This is a genomic window from Streptomyces sp. NPDC047515 (genome assembly GCF_040643055.1).
Taxonomy (GTDB): domain Bacteria; phylum Actinomycetota; class Actinomycetes; order Streptomycetales; family Streptomycetaceae; genus Streptomyces.
In genome coordinates this window covers 1-17,053 of record NZ_JBEYTM010000094.1, presented here as the reverse complement: position 1 = coordinate 17,053, position 17,053 = coordinate 1, and the positions used below count along the sequence as shown (strand labels likewise).

The following is a 17,053-nucleotide window of genomic DNA, read 5'->3' as shown; positions in this document are numbered from 1 at the left end:
AATCCAGCCTTGACCATATTGTGCGGGCCTTGCGGCACCTCGCCCTGAACGCCTCCGGACGGTCACCGCTTTCCCAGCATGCTGCTTTCCCCTAAGGCTTTCGCCCTCAGGTAGGCTGGGTGACCCAGAAACTTTCCTCCGAGTTCCTCCCGGCTGCGCCGGGGATACAACGAAGCGCCTCACGGCGCACCATCCGGTTCCAGACCTTGTACAGGTTTCCCCGCAGATCCTCCTCGAACTCCTCAATGGCCACCGCGTCCACGCCCGGCGCACCCTTGTTCGCCCTGACCTTCTCCCAAGCCTCCATCACCAGCAGCTTCGGTATACCGAACGGCTTGACCGGTGCTTTCAACTCATCCACGCCAATTCCTCCCGGAGCACTTCCGGTTGATCGAATGAACAAGCCACGAACGACCCGGCCCCTTCGCTCCACCCCCATTACAGGGACTTCACCGTTACTACGAGCCGGTCCGCCGGCGCACGCCCGGCATGGACGTACGCCTTCTCCTGTTCCGCACAGATCCCGCAGACCGGGCTCGCGCCACCTTCACGCCGGACACCACCTGGCCAGGAAGCGGACACCCGCCAGACTCATCCCGGGGAGCCTTCAAGCCCCGGTTTCGATGTCGTCCAAGCATTTCGACGCATCAGCAGTGGTTCGCTCGCGCTCGCCTTCCCGATCCCCACCTGACGCCCTTCCAAGGACGCCTTTTTCCTCCGACGCTCACCACGACGGTCTTCAGCCAACGCAGCAGGAGGCGGTTTGGAGTCTCCCTCCGCGGGGGCGACTCCGAGGGGCCAAAACCCTCATCATCTGTGCAGCACCATCCAGTTGCTACCGACCTACACCGGCAGCCCCTTTACGTTCAGGACACACGAAGGCGGTCGCTTTTCCCAGCACTTCGATCGTCTGCTCCTGCTCGCGGACCTTCCGGCGCAGCCGGACCAGCTCTTCCCGCTCCACCGATGTCAGCGCCTCCATCGGCCCCTCGCCCCGGTCGATCTTCGCCTGCTTCACCCAGCCGCGCAGGCCCTCGGAACTGACCCCGAGCTCCCGGGCCACCTCGGCCACCGTCCACCCGGAGGACCGGACCAGCTCCACCGCGCCCCGCTTGAACTCGGCCGTGTATCGCTTACTCGTGTTGCTCTTCTTACTCACTACCTGGACTGCTCCCTCCGGGACCCATCCGTCCCAGTATCAGGCTGTCCAGCTCAGAGGGGGAACTTTCAACCGCGGGCGGGTCCCAAAGTCGCCCCGGACGCCGGCGGGCGAACGCCCATCCGCCCCTGAAGGGCCACGCTGCGGTCATTCGCCGGGCTGGCGGACGAGCGGGTTGGCACCGATGGAGTTGTGGATGCGGAAGGTGACCGTTCCCGGCCGGTAGCGGTCGTCGGACCACTCCACGGGGCGGCCGGCGTGGGCGGTGGTCACCCGGCGGACCCGCAGCAGCGGGGTGCCGCGGCGCACGCCGAGCAGTTCCGCGTCGCGGGTGCCCGCCGCAAGTGTGTCGATGACGTGCTCGCCGTGCGCGAAGACCACGCCCACCTCGTCGAGCAGCCGCTGGGTGACCGACTCGCAGTCGGGCTCGATGCGCTCGACCGCGTCCGCGATCCAGCCGGCGTAGACGGTGCGCTCCAGCAGGGCCGGCTGTCCGTCCAGGCCACGCACTCGCAGGACGTACAACACCTCTGCGCCCGCAGAGAGTTGGAGGCGCAGCGCGTCCTCGGTGGAGGCCGGGCGTCGGGCGGTCTCCACGACGCTGCCGGTGGCCTTGTGTCCGGCTGCCCGCGCCCACTGGGCGAAGCTGCGCAGTTCGGTGAAGCTCTGGCTGCGGCGGGCGCCGAGCACCACCCGTCGGGTGCCCTGTCGTGAGCCGACCAGTCCCTCAGCCACCAGAGCCGCGAGCGCTTGGCGGACGGTGCCGCGGGATACCTGGTACCGCTCGGCGAGTTCGCCCTCGGTCGGGAGCCGGCCCCCCACCGGGTAATCGCCGCGGTCGATCGCAACCCTCAGTTCGCCGGCGATCTCCTCGTGCCGTGCCGCCACACCTAGCCCTCTCATCCGCGATACCGGCTCTGCTCTGCGCGCCACCGGCTTGTGCACACAGGGTAGGTGATCCCGCCGCACCGGGCACGCTCGTCCTGCACACAGCGGAGACCGCACCCCCACGCGGCTCGCGTCGTCCCAAGGAGCCTTCAAACCGAGAGCGAGCATCTGTTCTCCGTTCACCGAAAGGTCATCGCGCTCCGACGTACTGGGGACATCTTGTTTGGACAAGTTGTCTGGGTTTGGGCGGTACCCGATCCCTTTTGTCCGGGCAGCTCATGCACCCTCAGGCGATCTTGTGAACCTGTTCTCTGCGCGAACGGCCGGCTTTGCCGTCGTGCTGACCGCAGCCACGCTCGCGCTCAGCGCCTGCGGCTCGGCACCCGACTCCGCCGCGACCGGCCGCACGGGCGGCCCGCACGCCGTCACCGCCACCTCGGCGCAGGACCTCGGTGGTATGGACGCGCTGGTCGCGGCTGCCAAGAGGGAAGGCGTGCTCAACGCGATCGCCCTGCCCCGCGACTGGGCCAACTACGGCGCCGTGATCGACGGATTCACCAAGAAGGACGGCATCAAGGTCAACGACGAGAACCCGGACGGCGCCAGCCAGGACGAGATCAACGCCATCACCCCGCGCAAGGGCCAGGACCGCGCCCCGGACGTGGTGGACCTGGGCCAGTCGTTCGCGCTCAGCGCAGCTCAGCAGGGGCTGCTCGCCCCGTACAGGGTCGCGGCCTTCGACGACATCCCGGCCACGCAGCGCGACACCCAGGCCCGCTGGTACAACGACTACGGCGGCTATGTCTCGATCGGCTGCGACGCCAAACGTGTCAAGGAGTGCCTCCGGTCCTTCGCTGACCTGCTGAAGCCGCAGTACAAGGGCCAGGTCGCCATGAACGGCAATCCCACCAAGTCCGGCTCCGCCTTCGGCGGCGTCTTTGCCGCAGCCCTGGCGAACAAGGGCTCCTTCGATGACATCCAGCCCGGCCTGAACTTCTTCGCGAAGCTCAAGAAGGCCGGCAACCACAACCCGGTGGAGTCCGCCCCGGCCACGGTCGAGAAGGGCGAGACCCCGATCAGCATCGACTGGGACTACCTCAACGCCGGTTACGCCGACGAGTTCCGCGGCAAGGGCGTGGACTGGAAGGTGGTCATCCCCACCGACGGCCAGTACGCCCAGTACTACTCGCAGGCCATCAACAAGGACGCCCCGCACCCGGCGGCCGCCCGGCTGTGGGAGGAGTACCTCTACAGCGCCGAGGGCCAGAACCTCTTCCTGAAGGGCTCCGCCCGCCCGGCGCTCATGCCCTCGATGACTCGGAGTGGCACGGTCAACAGCGCGGCTGCCGCCAATCTGCCCCGGGTCGACGGCACCCCCTCCTTCCCGACCGAAGCCCAGCTGGACAAGGCCAAGCAGGCCGTGGCCCAGGGCTGAGGCAAGGCCGTGGCCGGGTGAGCCAGCCCATGGCCGACTCCTCCGTCACCGTTTCCCCCGCCGTCGTGCCCGTCGGCGGGGGGGCCGAACGCCGCGGTACGGGGCCCGGAACCGGCTCCGCCCGGGCCCCGGCCCGGAACCCGGCTGTCCCGCCCGGCCCCGCAACCGCGCCGTCGCTCGGCGGCCGCACTCGCGGCCGTACCACTGCTTGTCTTCACTGCGCTGTGCTTCGGCATCCCTGCGCTGGCCATGCTGAACGGTGCGTTCACCGCGAAGGACCCGACGACGGGCGCCTCGCACTACACCACCGCCAACCTCAGCGCCTCACTGCAGGGCGCGTACCTGACCGCGCTGGCCGGCAGCGTCAAACTTGCCGCCGTCTCCGCAGGTGCAGGCGCGGTGCTCGGGCTGCTGCTCGCGCAGGCCGTGGTCACAGCCCGGTTCCGGGCGCTGCGCGAGGCGGTGCTCGCCGCCTCCGGGGTGCTGGCCGACTTCGGCGGCGTGCCGCTCGCCTTCGCCTTCGTCGCCACCCTGGGCAACGCCGGCGTGATCACACAGCACCTGCACCTGACCGAAAACGGTTGGAGCCTGTACAGCTTCTGGGGCCTGGTCATCACATACCGTGCCGCGCTCGACGGCCTGCGCGTCCAGTGGCGGGAGGCAGCGCAGAACAACGGCGCCACCGCCTGGCAGTACTGGCGTTACGTCGCACTGCCCGTGCTGGCACCGTCGCTGCTCGGCGGCCTGGTGCTGCTCTTCGGCACCGCCTTCGCCGCATACGCGACCGCCGCAGCCATGGTCGGCAGCTCGGTGCCCCTGGTCACCCTGCAGATCGCCGACGCCCTCTCCGGCAACGTCCTGGTCGGTCAGGCCAATACGGCGCTCGCGCTCAGCCTGGACATGGTCCTGGTGGCCGGTCTGGTCATGGTGGTGTACCGACCCCTGCAGCGACGGAGCGCCCGATGGCTCGACTGACCCGCCTGCGCGTCTGGCGGGGCCTGGTCCTCGCCGGCGCGGCGCTGTACTTCCTGGGGCCGCTGGCCGCCTCCGCGGTCTTCACCGTGGACGTCCCCGGCCAGGGCCTCACCCTGGGCGCGTACACCCGCATCGTCGGCGCCGACGGTTTCGGCGACGGCCTGCTGCTCTCCCTCGAACTGGCCGCCGCCACCATCGCCCTGGTGCTGCTCCTGGTGGTGCCCGCACTGCTCGCGGTACGGCTGGGAGTGCCGCGGCTGCGCCCGGTGGTCGAGGTGGTGTGCTCACTGCCGCTGGTGGTGCCTGCGGTGGCGCTGACAGCCGGGATCAGCACCGTCCTCAAGTGGGCGCCCGACTATCTGGCACACACCCCGTTCTTCGCGACCTTCGTCGCCATCCAGAACCCGGCCTTCCCCGGGGTGCTGGTGCTCGCGTACACGGTGATGGCGCTGCCGTTCGTGCACCGGGCGCTCGATGCCGGGCTGAGCACGATCGACGTACGCACCCTGGTGGAGGCCGCCCGGAACTGCGGCGCCGGATGGCCGCAGGCGGTGCTGCGGGTGGTGCTGCCCAACCTGCGGGCGCCGCTGCTGGCCGCGTCCTTCCTCACTTTCGCCCTGGTGCTCGGCGAGTTCACCGTCGCGCAGCTGCTCGGCTTCCAGCCCTTCGCGGTGTGGATCGCCGGGATCGCAGGCGCCGACGCCCAGCTGTCGGTGGCCGTATCGGTGCTCAGCCTGCTGCTCATCTGGCTGCTGCTGCTCGTGCCGGCCGGAGGGCGCCGCCGCACCGCTCGTACTCCCCGGAAGGGGGTCGTCTCCGACCGGCGCAGCCGCGCTCGGCGCGGGTGCGTCGGTCTCCGTGGCCCTCCCCGACCGACCGGTGCTGGTGGACTCCCGCCGCACCTCACAGATCATTCGCTGACGCTACATCACTTTTGACCGGAAGAGCAGACCTTGCCCTCACACACCGCCGAGTCAGTCCGGCTGCAGGCCGTCCTCTTCGACATGGACGGCACCCTGGTGGACACCGAGTGTGTCTGGTGGGACGCCGTAGAGTCGGTCGCCTGCAGCCTCGGACACGCCCTCGGAGAGGCCGATACACCTCACGTACTCGGCCGATCCATGGAGCACACCGCGGGCCACCTGCACCGCACCACCAGCGGGCGGGTACCCGCGGCCCACCTCGCCGGCGAGCTACGGAGGGAGTTCGCGGACCGGGTCGCGGCGCAGGTGGTGCCGCGCCCCGGCGCCCTGGTGCTGCTGGACGCGCTCCGCGAGGCGGGCATTCCCATCGCGCTGGTGTCCGCCTCCCCGCGCGCCGTGGTGGACACCGTGCTGGCGGCCATCGGACGACACCGCTTCGGCGTCACGGTCGCCGTCGAGGACACCGCGGTCGGGGCCGCCTCCGCGGAGGCGGCCGGTTGCCCGGTCCTCGTGGTGCCGTCGCTGATCCCCGTACCGGTGGGGCCCGGGCGGCGCATCATCGCCGGCCTTGACCACGCCGACCTGGCGCTGCTCCAGGACTTGGCGGCCCGGGCCGACGGACCGCCACCCTGGACCGCCTGACACATCACCCCCATGACTGACCCGGGTGGGGGGGGGGGCGCCGCGCGCCGCGCCCCCCCCCGCAAGGGGGGGCCGCGCCCCCCCGGCCCCCGCGCGCGCGGCGCCCCCCCCCGCGGCGGGGCACCCACCCCCCCCCCCACCCCCCCCCGGGGGCCGGCCCCCCGCGGGCCCCCAGGACCCGATCCGTATTGCTGCGCACCGACCGCCCGGGAATCGACTCGGCGCCGCGTCGCGAAGGGATCTGCGCTCCCCTGCGGGCCTGCTCCCAGCGTCGCCTCACCCCTCGGCCGTCGCCCGCGGGTCGCGCCGACGCTGGTGCGGACCGCTGTCTCCGGGCTCGGCGAACTGCGGGCCGCCCGCGCAGCGTCCGCCGCCGCACTCTTCCGGGAGCCGGTTGGGCGGCCTCGGCCGAGACGGGCTGCGGGCTGCGGGCTGCGGGCTGCGGGCTGCGGGCTGCGGGCTGCGGGCTGCGGGCTGCGGGCTGCGGAAGCAAACAGCCGACTGCGGCCCCGACGGTGTGCCGGGGCCGCAGTCGGCTCGGGTTCGGTGCGGCGGGAGCGTCAGTCGCGGGCAGTGAAGGCGTAGAGGTTGCCGTCCCATGCACCGATCAGCAGCGTGTTACGGGTGACGGTCGGGGTCGACAGGATGGGAGCGCCGAGGTCCAGGTTCTGGAGCTTGGCGCCGGTGGTCTTGTCCAGCCGTACAGATGGCCGTCAGTTCCGCGGATCCACAGCGTATTGCCGCTGATGGTCGGCGAGCAGACGAAGGCCCTGCCACTCTGGAAGTCCCAGAGCGAGACTCCGGTGCTCTGGTAGCGCCACAGCTCCTTGCCGGTGGTGGCATCTCGGGCCAGGAGAGGGAGAGTTGTCCGGACAACGCTGCTAACCGCAAGAGATCCGTGGCAGGTGTCTGGTAGGTGTTGCAGCGGCATACCACACACGATGTTTACGTGTCTCCATATGACGGCTTTTCGAGCTGAGCGCAGCGGGGGGGCAGAGTCAGCACATGCGAACCTGTCCAGCTCGTACACACGATTCCGGGACTGACCTGCCTGCGCTGCTGCCGCACCCTCGACCCGCTCTTCACCGACTTGGTCGAGGCTGTCATCGGCACCGGCCTACGCACTCCGCGACACTTCAAAGCGGCCATCTACTGGGCGGCACGGTGTCCTTCGGAAGGTGGGGCAGGCGCCGGCCCAGATGGCGAGGAGTGCCCGCAGGTGCCAGCCATTAAAGGTGCGTCCCTCGAAGTGGGCCAGGCCGAGGGCCTGTTTTTCTCGCTTGGAGTTCATCCTTCGACGCGCATCTTCAGCGCTCTCCAGGCGTACGCCTCCGGGCCGCCTTCCTGGAAGAGGAACACGGCCCAGTTCAGGGCGAAATGGGGCAGAGGTGGCGCACGACGGCCGGTCTCGGCGGCCTTCATGTCGGCCAGCACGGTGGCGGCGTACCGCAGTTGCGGGGGCGTACATCCGGTGGAGGGCGTCCGGGTCCGCCGGCATCTCGTAGTGGATGCCGCGCACGGGCGATTCCACAGGCGTCCGACCGATCTGGCAGTGGAGGGCCGAACGGTGTTCATCGGTCTGCTCGTGCGGCTTGCGGGCCGGACTGCGGGGTGAGGTCGAGACCTCACGTGTCCTCGCATGAATTCCTCGGGACCGTTCGATGAAGATCGCCCTCTCTGGGATTCGAAACTTGTCCAGTCAAGCTAGCCTCCTGGCCCATGAGATTCATACGCAGAGCAGCAGGGTTTGGCCTTGCGCTGCTCTATTCCATCCTGGGCTTCTGTGTGCAGCCCGCCGCAGCGCATGTGTCGCCGCAGCACGGCGAAATCGTCATCTTCACCAAGAACGACGTCACCAGCGGGCGGCTGATCGTCCACCGTGACGTGGTGTCACCGCAGAACGCGGGCGCCTGGGCCTCGCGCCTGCTGAGCACGTCGAGCTGCCCCGCCACCGGCTCCGGCGTCGCCGGAGACTCCGGCGGCGTCCCCGGCGGCGTCGTGGTCGAACTCGCGTGGAACTGCCACGTCGACAAGCTCGACCTGAGCGCCATGCTGAAGCAGGGTGGGCTGACCCAGGTCGTCGCCGAGTTCGACGGCACCACGTCCAACGCCAACGCTCAGACCCCCGTCGTCGACGCATCGGGCGCCCACGCGCTCCCCACCTTCCCGTGGGCAGTGGTGGCGCTCGGCATCGCGCTGGCCGCCGCGCTGCTGCTCGCGGTGTGGCAGATCCGCACCGGGCGGCTCCAGCTCGCCCAGCTGGCCGCCAAGGTCGGCGCCAACCGCAAGCGGGTCAAGCTGGCCACCGTCGGCGCGATGGCGCTGTCCTGCCTGGCTCCTCAGGTGGCCGCGGCGGCGCCGCTCCTCGAGGAGGCAGCGGCGACCGCCAACACGGTCACCGTCACGGGCACGGTCTTCAAGGACACCAACGGCAACGGCAAGCGCGACGCCGGCGAGGCTCCGATGCCCGGGGTCGACGTCACCGACGGCGCCGTCTGGACGACGACCGGCCCCGACGGCTCGTACAGCCTGGACATCGACCCGACCCGCCGGGAGACCGACCACATCAGCATCGTCTCCCCGAACGGCTACACCCCCGCACTGCGTGAGGACTACATCCCGCAGTTCTTCCACAAGGTCCCGGAGGAGGGCGGCTCCGGCATCGACTTCGCCCTCGTCAAGGACAAGAACGCCGCCAAGCCCACCGAAAAGTGGGTGATGAACTCCGACATCGAGGTCAGCAACACCACGGACAGCGCCTACCAGAGCTCGTCGAAGTGGTGGCCCCAGCAGGTCGAGGCGATGTCCGAGGTCGACGGCGCCACCATGGCGATCACGACCGGTGACAACACCGTGACCGACTACGCGGACGAGCCGCGGCGTCAGCGCGGCTACGACATCCTGCGCAAGGGCCTGACCGACGGCAAGCTCGGCATGCCCTTCTACCCCGTGGTCGGCAACCACGACATCGGCGGCACCGCCACCTCCGAGGGCTATGCGGGCAGCCTGGAGTACTACCGCCGCAACCTCGGCCCCGAGTGGTACAGCTTCGACCGCAACGGCCGTCACATCGTCGTCCTTGAGGACAACTACGACTCCAGCGGCCTGAAGCCGCAGCTGGACTGGCTGCGCGAGGACCTCCAGCGCCACGCGGTCGGCAAGCAGGTGCTGGTCTTCGCACACCGCTCGCTGTTCACTCAGTGGGGTCCGGGGGCCGGCATGCAGCCGACCGTCGACGAGCTGTCCAAGTACGACGTACGGCTCTTCGCCGCGGGCCACAACCAGCAGGCCGAGTACCGCCGTGGTGCCTTCAACCGCTCGGTTGAGATCAACAACCAGGGCGAGTACGGCATCGACGGTGCCCGCGCGGACTTCAAGATCCTCGACTTCAAGGGCATCTACGATGACCCGAGCACGAAGCGCAACGAGGACACCGGCTATGTGATGGGCACCCACCGCCAGTTCGACGTCCGCAACGCGGTCGCGCTGGTCAGCCCCGCCCAGGGCAGTGTGCACGGCAACAGCGCCGGAATCCCGATCGAGCTGTACACCGAGGACGCCGGGCGCACCCCGGCCACGGCCTCGCTGACCATCCGCGACTCGCGCGGCCACATCGCCTGGCACGAGAAGCGGATGGAGTTCGGCACCAAGGTCCGCAAGACCGGCATCGAGAACTGCTACACCGCCCCCGGCGGCACCCCGGAGCCCTGCCCGGAGGCCCGCACCTCCTGGACCCGGATCAGCAGCAGCCTCCCCGGTATGCGGCCGGACACCTACACGGCCGAGATGACCGCGGTCGACACTCGCGGCAAAGCGTGGCCCACCGTCACCAACACCTTCACGGTGGTGCCCGAAGGCAAGATCGCCGCGCCGAAGACCGGCCAGGACTGGCTGCGTCAGGGTCGCGACGAGGCGGGTCGCTCCGCCAGCGCCGACGCCCCGGGTACCGAGCTCGACCTGCAGTGGGCGGCCAACACCGGCGAGCAGTTCAACCTCAACGGGTCGGTCGTGGCGGGCGGCAAGGTGATCGTCTCCTCCAGGGCGTTCGACTCGCCGCACCACATGGTGCTGGCCTACGACATCAAGTCCGGCCGCGAGATCTGGCGCACGTACCTGGACGGTGACGCCGAGTCGGCGCCGACCTACCACGACGGCAAGGTCTACCTGACCACCGCCGTCGGCCGGGTCTACGCGCTCGACGCAAAGAACGGCCACGCCGTCTGGCAGAAGATCGAGGACGAGGAACAGCACGGCAACACCGTGCGCCGGTACGGCCGGGCCGGTGGTCCGGTCACCGTCTTCGACCTGAACGCCGAGCCGCGCACCGTCGCCGTCTACCAGAACTGGAGCAAGGTCGAGTGCCGTGACGCCAAGACCGGCGTCCTACTGGGCGGCTTCAACGGCGCAACGAGCTGGGGCCAGTTCCACAGCACGGCGGTTCGCCAGCCCGGCTCCGACATCGCCTACCTGCACACCGGCTCCAGCAACACGGTGGTCGCCATGGACCTCGTCGGCTGCCGCCAGCTGTGGGCGAAGGACACCAACGGCGACATCGCCAGCCACTCCTCCCCGGCCCTGACCGACCCGGCCAACGGGGACCCGCAGCTGGTGACGATGACGAACAGCGGCGTCCGCGGGCACAACCTCACCACCGGTGCGGTGCTGTGGCAGTCCCCGCTGGGCGGCGGCAGCGGCTGCGGCGAGAGCGGCCCCGCCCCGCTGACCAGCCCCGCGATCTGGGGCACCACCGCCTACATCGCCAGCCGCGACGGCGTCATCCGCGCCTACGACACCAGCGCGGCCGACCCGTCAAAGCCGATCTGGGAGACCAAGGTCGGCTACCAGTCCGGCAGGACCCCCGTGGGGTGCAGCGGGGACCTCAACTCGCCCGCGATGCACGCCCTGGTCACCAAGGACCTGGTGTACGCGGGCACCCGCGACGGCCGCCTGGTCGTCCTGGACCGCGCCACCGGCAAGCTGCTGTCCGAGTACAACCTCGGCGCCGCCGTGACCTCGGCGCTCTCCGTCAGCGGTGACTACGTCGTCGCCCTCACCGACGACGGCACGCTCCACGCACTGGCCGCCCGCCACCTGCGCGAGCACTGATCAACCGTCCGCGAGTTGCCTCCCCCGCCAGGGGAGGCAACTCGCGGCGCTCCACTCCCGACGGGACCACCACTGTGCATATCCTCCGCACCCTCCGCACCCACGCCGCCCGTCTCCTCCTGATCGGCCTGACCGCCGCACTGACGTTGCTCGGCACCACAGGCACGGCCGAGGCGCACCCCTTCGGCGCACCACCGGTCGCCCAGGTCAGGGCCGAAGGCCGCACCGTCGAGATCACCTGGTCGGCCCAGCAGAACGACCTGGACGCCCTGCACCAGGCGGCCAAGGGGGACGACGCGACCTACCTCGGCTCGCACATCACCGTGCGCCAGGACGGGCGCGAGTGCCGACTGGGCGCCGTGGACACCCCGCAGCTCGCGAGCAAGGGCGCCCTGATCCATTACACCTGCCCGCACGCCGTGGACACGGTCGCTGTGACCATCACCGCACTGACCGACGTCAACCCGGCCTATCGCACGATCTCCGTGACACAGAAGGGTGGCGGCGGCCTGCACACGGCGAGCGACCCCACCCGTACCCTCGCCCTCGGCGGAGCCGGCAACTCCACCGCCACCGCATCCACGGGTCCGGCGACCGTATGGACCACAGACCTTGCCGCACTACTGGACCACGGTGTCGTCCTGCCACTGGCCCTCCTCGTCTCGGCAGCGGTGGGCGCCTTCCATGCCTGCGCCCCCGGCCACGGGAAGTCGCTCGCGGCCGGGTACCTCGTAGGCGGCCAGGGCAAGGCGCGGGACGCAGTGTGGCTCGGCACCATCGTGGCCCTCATGCACACCGCATCGGTCGCCGTACTCGCCGTGGCCTTCTGGCTCGCCGCCCAGCACGCACCGGACGTCGCCGCGGTCACGAACTGGCTGCAGCTGATCGCGGCCCTGGTCGTGGTCGCCGTGGGCATCGGTCTGCTCCGACGCCACCTGACCAACCGCAAGCACGGTCACAGCCATGGTCACCACCACGGGCATGACCACGAACACCACCACGGCCACAGTCACCACATCCCGACGTCCAAGTCCCTGCTCACCTGGCGCGGCATCCTGCTGCTCGGCACATCCGGCGGCCTGCTCCCCTCCCCGTCGGCGTTCCTCGTCCTCCTCAGCGGACTGCTGACCGGCCGGGTCGGTGCGGCAATCGCGATGGTGGCGGCGTTCGGTGCCGGCATGGCGCTGATCCTGACCGGCGTCGGCCTTGCGGTACTACGCGGTCGCGACGCGTTCCTCGCCCGAGCCACGACCTCGCCCGCGCTGCGCACCTGGAGCACCCGCGTCCCGATCGTCGCAGCCTGGGCCGTCGTCATCGGCGGCACCGTGGCGTCAGCCGTCGCCGCCGGCCACGTCCTCGCATCGTGATCCAGGACAAGGGTCGCGACGCCCGCCGACCTGCCCGCCATTACCTCCTGCCTGGCCCCGCAACGGGCTCCCGGCCTCCGGAGCCGGGTATGAGTCACCGTGGTGCGAGGCCGGCGAAGACGGTGACGGTCTCCTCCGCGCGGGGGCCGCGATGACGCCGGGGGCGGTGGTGACCTCGCCGTCCAGGTCGTGCTCGCGGTCGTGCCGCAGTGCCTCGGCCTTGCCGCACACCGCGATCGCCCGGCCGCCACGTCCCCACACCCGGCAGACGCCCGCGGTCTGGGCGAGTAGATCGAGGGGTGGGCAGCAGCACCAGGACCCGGCCGCGCGGGGCAAGCCGGTCGGCGACGCCCGCGGCGATGTAGGTCACCAGAGGCTGCCGGGGAGAAGCGGCGCACCGTATGCGTAGCCGACGGGTTGTCCGTCGTCGTAGCCGATGACGCAGCTCCAGCCCGGTCGGGCCGACCAGCTGTCGAGTCCCTCGGCGAACCGGTCGACGGCACAGAACGGGTTACTCTGCGCCGCCTTGGCGTAGACCTCGGCGTGCACCTCCAGCAGGAGCGGACGCAGCTGGGCAGCCTGATCGGTGGGTGGTGTGGTGGCGGAGTTCTATGTCAACGGTCACGGCGGCGGTTCTCCTATGCGGTGGCGAAAGTGCGGCGGACCGTGGCGAGCCGGCCGGTGATGCTCTGGCTGCTGACCTTCGTGGTGTCGATGGCTGCCGCGTTGGCTCTCATTAGATCTGCACCCAATTCCCATGCTGGACATGGTGATGGTCGGGACAGGGCCTGGTTCAAGCAGCAGGCGGGCGAAAGGACGGGTCTGCAGCGCAGCCTACGATGACCAACAGCGGGAGCCGTCCCCGCCTGCTCAGCGATGCCGACGAGGACTTCGTCATCCAGACGGCCACCCCCCGCCCCACCAAGCTCGGCCGGCCTTACCCGCTGGTCGATTCGTAAACTCGCCGCCTACCTGCGCCGCGTCCACGGACCCGTTACCGCATCGGCCGCGAAGCGTTACGGTGCCGGCTCCCGTGCCGGGGCATCACCTTCCAGCACAGCACCACGTGGAGGAGTCGCCGGACCCCGAGCGCGATGCCTGACCCGCCCCATGCGGGCTGGCCCGGCAAGCGCCGCGCCCTGGCTGGAGCGGCCCCACTCCTGCATGGACTGCTGCAGCCGGAACGAGATCCCGGCGTGCCGAAGGTCGCGGGGCCGCTCGGCCAGGCCGGAGGCATGCTCCGCTCGAGGCGGGCAAGGGGGGTCGGTGTTGCTCTCGGTCAGTACTGGGGTGCTGCCGCAATCGGCCCGAGGTCGGGCTGTGCCCGCAGTTCCACGGTGAGTGGTGTGGCGGCTGCGGCAAGGTCCAGTACCAGGATCTCGTTGGCGCCCGCACGCCACAGGGGCGCCGGGGCGTAGAGGGTGCGCTGCGGGCCCTTCTCTGTGCGCAGGCGGCCGAGAAGGAAACCGTTGAGCCAGACCAGGGTGCGGTCGCTGCCCGGGACGGCGAGGAATGCCTCGGCCACCTCGGGCAGGTCGACGACGGCGCGGTGGAAGACGGGGCCCTCGGCAGTCCCGGCGGCAGGGGTTGTGGGCAGGGCCGCCAGGTCGTCGAGGGGGAGCACGCGGATGTCCCAGCCGAACAGGTGCTGGTAGTCCAGGCGCACGCCTGCGACCAGGCCCTTGCGGTCGGCCAGGTGGGGCCCGTAGTTGACCCGGCCGAAGGGCTCGACGAGGACCTCCAGTTCCGCGCCGCCCTCAGGGACGGACAGTTCGATGGTCGGAGACGGGGCGTCGCGTTCGAGCACGCCGACCAGGTGCCCGTCGAGGAAGACCTGCGCCAGATCCCGGATGCCGTCGACGGTCAGCGTGGCGGGACCGCCGGGTCCGGTAATGCGGTGCCGGTAGTGGACGAGCCCGTGGTGGTGGCCGAGCTTCTCGATCGATTCGGGGGCCGGGCGGCGCGTCGCCACGGAGAGAAGGTCCAGGCTGTCGCGTAGGGCCGTGACGGGGGTGGCGGGGAAGGTCTGCGGGTCGACCCGCCGCGGCTGGGCGGGCAGTTCGGTGTCCGGAAGTGGCACGTAGCGTCCGATGACCTCGCGGAAGGCGTGGAACTTCTCGGTCAGTTCGCCGGCCTCGCCGATCGGCGCGTCGTAGTCGTAGCTGGTGATCGTGGGCATGTAGCCGGGGTCGGCGAGGGTCTTGCCGGTGTGGTTGGCGCCGGCCCACCAGCCGAAGTTGGTACCGCCGTGGCCCATGTAGATGTTGACCGATCCCCCGGCGGCGAGGATCCCGTCGAGCGCCTCGGCGGCGTCGGTGGTGTCCCGGACGTGGTGGGGGTCGCCGTAGTGGTCGAACCAGCCGTTCCAGAACTCCATGCAGACCAGCGGGGCGTCCGGCTGGAACTTGGCGAGGGTGGCGAAGGCCTCGCCGGGGCGCGAGCCGAAGTTGGCGGTGGCCAGCACACCGGGGAGGGTGCCGCCGGCGAGCATGCGCGCTTCCGGGCCGTCGGAGGTGAACAACAGGCAGTCGATGCCCCGCGCGAGCAAGCCGTCCTTGAGGTGCTCCAGATAGGCCGAGTCGTTTCCGTAGCTGCCGTACTCGTTCTCGACCTGGACGGCGACGATCGGGCCGCCGCGCGAGACCTGGAGTTCGGCGAGCACCGGGATCAGCTGGTCGAACCACTGGTCTACCGCGGTCAGGTAGGCGGGGTCGGCGGTGCGCAGTCGCATCGACTCGTCGGCGAGCAGCCAGGCCGGGAGTCCGCCGAGGTCCCATTCGGCGCAGATGTAGGGGCCGGGGCGGGCGACGACGTCGAGCCCGAGCGTGTCGGCCTCGCGGATGAAGGCGGCGACATCGTGCCATCCGTCGAAGCGGGCCGGGCCGGGGGTGGGCTGGTGGAAGTTCCAGGCGATGTAGAGCTCGATGGTGTTGCAGCCCATGGCCTGCAGGCGCTGCAGCCGGTCGCGCCAGAGCCCGGGGTGGATGCGGAAGTAGTGCACGGCGGCGGAGACCACACGGTGCTCGCGGCCGCCGCGCAGGAAGCGGTGGCCGTCAACGGTCAGGGATGGTCGCGTGCTCATATGTGGATGCTTTCGGTCGTCGTCGTTGGCATGCGGCGCCGGGCACTGCCTGGGGTGGCAGTGCCCGGCGCCGTTCGGTCACAGGGATGTCAGCGGGTCATCACGGGTGGCTCCACTGCTGGCTGGTGCCGCCGGTGCAGCGCCGGATCTCCAGCAGGGTTCCGTTGGCGGTGGCGCCGTTGGCCGCGTCCAGGCAGCTCCCGGACTCCACCCCCTTGTACGCCTTGGTGGCGGTGTCGTAGGTCCACTGCTGGTTGGCGCCGCCGTGGCAATCCCACAGCGCGACGCCGGTCCCTTCGGCGGTGCCGTGTCCGGTGACGTCCAGGCACTTGCCGAGCGAGCGGATCGTGCCGTCCTCGGGGAAGGACCAGGTCTGGTTGGCGCCGCCGTTGCAGTCCCACAGCGCGACGCGGGTGTCGTTGGTGCTGTCGCGGTTCGGGATGTCGATGCAGCGGTCGGAGCCGGCCTCGACGATCGGGCCGGAGGCGCTGGGCCGGCAGGTCGGGAGGCCGGTGGCTCTGGTGCCGAGATCGTCGACGACCAGGTTGTCCAGGGTCGCGGCGCCGTTGTTGTCGGTGGCGGCGGTGAGGGCCAGGTAGACGTCGCCGCAGGCACCGGCCGTGAAGGAGGTGTCGATGTGGCTGTGCGGGGCCGACCTCTGCGGCGGAAGGCTGTCCGTCCAGGCTCCGGCCCACCATGACGGCACCGGTCCGGGCGAGGGCGGGCTGGTCAGGCCCTGGGTCGTGGTCCCGTCCAGCGGCGTGTCGGTGATCGGCGTGCCGGCGCTGTCCGCGTTGACCTGGAATCGGTACTGGTTGGCGATGTCGGCTTGGTAGTCCACCTGCACGCGGTACGAGTGGCCCGGGACGAACCTGATCGATCCGGGCCAGGTGCGGAACTGCAGTCCGGAGCCGTTGTTGATGGTTTCCAGCGAGTAGGTGCCGCTGATGGTGTCGCGGGTGTAGCCGTTGTGGAATTCCGAGAGGATCTCGCTGGGCTCGCCGGGCTTGCCGATCAGGAAGGGGCCGAACCCGCCGCCGGTGTTGTGCTCGAAGTCCTCGGTGTAGTAGTGGCCGCCGGCCTGGTGGGTGGCGCCGGGGTTGGCCATGGCGCGTGCGTCGGACCAGAGCACGGTGTCACCGCTGTCGAAGTCGGCGTCGGCCGTCAGGTGCAGGATGGCCGTGGTGGCACCGGCAGGCTGGGTGAACAGCACCTCCAGGCGCTGGAAGCGCTGGCCGCTGAAGCGGTTGTCCGCATCTGTCTGGACCGGGGGCGGCTTGTCGATCCAGGCGCTGACCGGGGCCGCGCCATTGCCGTCGACCCGGAGGGTCGCCTTCCGGGTGCCGGTCACCGAGACGTACGCGGAGGCGGAGTACGTCTTAGAGCCTGTCGGGTGGCCGGTTGATTACGCTGCGATGTAGTCCTCGACGGTGTTGGCTCGTGCGGTCTTGCGGTGGGATTCATGGCTCCACCGCA

General features: G+C 70.2%; 13 protein-coding genes and 2 pseudogenes. 7 read left to right on the top strand and 8 right to left on the bottom strand.

Annotation, left to right across the window (positions count from 1 at the left end):
* Positions 1-106 precede the first annotated feature (106 nt).
* The 3 genes from ABZ826_RS37000 to ABZ826_RS36990 all read right to left on the bottom strand — a co-directional run bounded on the left by ABZ826_RS37000 (position 107) and on the right by ABZ826_RS36990 (position 2,047).
* Positions 107-361 (bottom strand): hypothetical protein, encoded by a 255-nt coding sequence (locus ABZ826_RS37000; protein ID WP_361458640.1) that lies wholly within the window; start codon positions 359-361, stop codon positions 107-109.
* 474 nt (positions 362-835) lie between these two features.
* A complete protein-coding gene (locus ABZ826_RS36995) occupies positions 836-1,159 on the bottom strand; it encodes a transposase (protein WP_361458638.1) in 324 nt (107 codons plus the stop codon).
* A 147-nt stretch (positions 1,160-1,306) separates the two neighbouring features.
* Complete coding sequence (locus tag ABZ826_RS36990) at positions 1,307-2,047, bottom strand: GntR family transcriptional regulator (RefSeq protein ID WP_361458636.1); 741 nt, start codon at positions 2,045-2,047, stop codon at positions 1,307-1,309.
* A 298-nt stretch (positions 2,048-2,345) separates the two neighbouring features.
* Between ABZ826_RS36990 and ABZ826_RS36985 the strand changes: the two genes are divergently transcribed.
* From ABZ826_RS36985 to ABZ826_RS36970, 4 genes and pseudogenes are all read left to right on the top strand, one after another.
* Positions 2,346-3,482, top strand: coding sequence for an extracellular solute-binding protein (locus ABZ826_RS36985; RefSeq protein ID WP_361458634.1), 1,137 nt, complete (start codon positions 2,346-2,348; stop codon positions 3,480-3,482).
* 144 nt (positions 3,483-3,626) lie between these two features.
* Positions 3,627-4,457: an ABC transporter permease subunit gene (locus ABZ826_RS36980; RefSeq protein ID WP_361458644.1), complete on the top strand. Its 831-nt coding sequence runs from the start codon at positions 3,627-3,629 to the stop codon at positions 4,455-4,457.
* Positions 4,454-5,248, top strand: a pseudogene (locus ABZ826_RS36975) (ABC transporter permease subunit); the annotation flags it as partial. The gene ABZ826_RS36980 and the pseudogene ABZ826_RS36975, both read left to right, overlap by 4 nt.
* Positions 5,249-5,410: 162 nt before the next feature.
* Complete coding sequence (locus tag ABZ826_RS36970) at positions 5,411-6,022, top strand: HAD family phosphatase (RefSeq protein ID WP_361458632.1); 612 nt, start codon at positions 5,411-5,413, stop codon at positions 6,020-6,022.
* A 560-nt stretch (positions 6,023-6,582) separates the two neighbouring features.
* On the opposite strand, the gene ABZ826_RS36965 is transcribed toward ABZ826_RS36970, so the two are convergent.
* Both ABZ826_RS36965 and ABZ826_RS36960 read right to left on the bottom strand, forming a co-directional pair.
* On the bottom strand, positions 6,583-6,687 hold the full coding sequence (locus ABZ826_RS36965; protein WP_361458642.1) for a PQQ-binding-like beta-propeller repeat protein: 105 nt from the start codon (positions 6,685-6,687) through the stop codon (positions 6,583-6,585).
* 622 nt (positions 6,688-7,309) lie between these two features.
* On the bottom strand, positions 7,310-7,456 hold the full coding sequence (locus ABZ826_RS36960; RefSeq protein WP_361458630.1) for a hypothetical protein: 147 nt from the start codon (positions 7,454-7,456) through the stop codon (positions 7,310-7,312).
* Between the two features lie 285 nt (positions 7,457-7,741).
* Between ABZ826_RS36960 and ABZ826_RS36955 the strand changes: the two genes are divergently transcribed.
* Complete coding sequence (locus tag ABZ826_RS36955) at positions 7,742-11,128, top strand: PQQ-binding-like beta-propeller repeat protein (RefSeq protein ID WP_361458628.1); 3,387 nt, start codon at positions 7,742-7,744, stop codon at positions 11,126-11,128.
* 74 nt (positions 11,129-11,202) lie between these two features.
* Positions 11,203-12,495, top strand: coding sequence for a hypothetical protein (locus ABZ826_RS36950; RefSeq protein ID WP_361458626.1), 1,293 nt, complete (start codon positions 11,203-11,205; stop codon positions 12,493-12,495).
* Between the two features lie 366 nt (positions 12,496-12,861).
* On the opposite strand, the gene ABZ826_RS36945 is transcribed toward ABZ826_RS36950, so the two are convergent.
* Positions 12,862-13,044, bottom strand: a complete 183-nt coding sequence (locus ABZ826_RS36945; protein WP_361458624.1) for a hypothetical protein — start codon at positions 13,042-13,044, stop codon at positions 12,862-12,864.
* 290 nt (positions 13,045-13,334) lie between these two features.
* Between ABZ826_RS36945 and ABZ826_RS36940 the strand changes: the two are divergent.
* Positions 13,335-13,565: pseudogene (locus ABZ826_RS36940) on the top strand (IS630 family transposase); the annotation flags it as partial.
* 209 nt (positions 13,566-13,774) lie between these two features.
* Here the strand turns inward: ABZ826_RS36940 and ABZ826_RS36935 are convergent.
* Both ABZ826_RS36935 and ABZ826_RS36930 read right to left on the bottom strand, forming a co-directional pair.
* Complete coding sequence (locus ABZ826_RS36935; protein ID WP_361458622.1) at positions 13,775-15,577, bottom strand: beta-galactosidase family protein; 1,803 nt, start codon at positions 15,575-15,577, stop codon at positions 13,775-13,777.
* Positions 15,578-15,677: 100 nt separating this feature from the next.
* On the bottom strand, positions 15,678-16,928 hold the full coding sequence (locus tag ABZ826_RS36930; protein WP_361458620.1) for a ricin-type beta-trefoil lectin domain protein: 1,251 nt from the start codon (positions 16,926-16,928) through the stop codon (positions 15,678-15,680).
* Between the last annotated feature and the right edge of the window lie 125 nt (positions 16,929-17,053).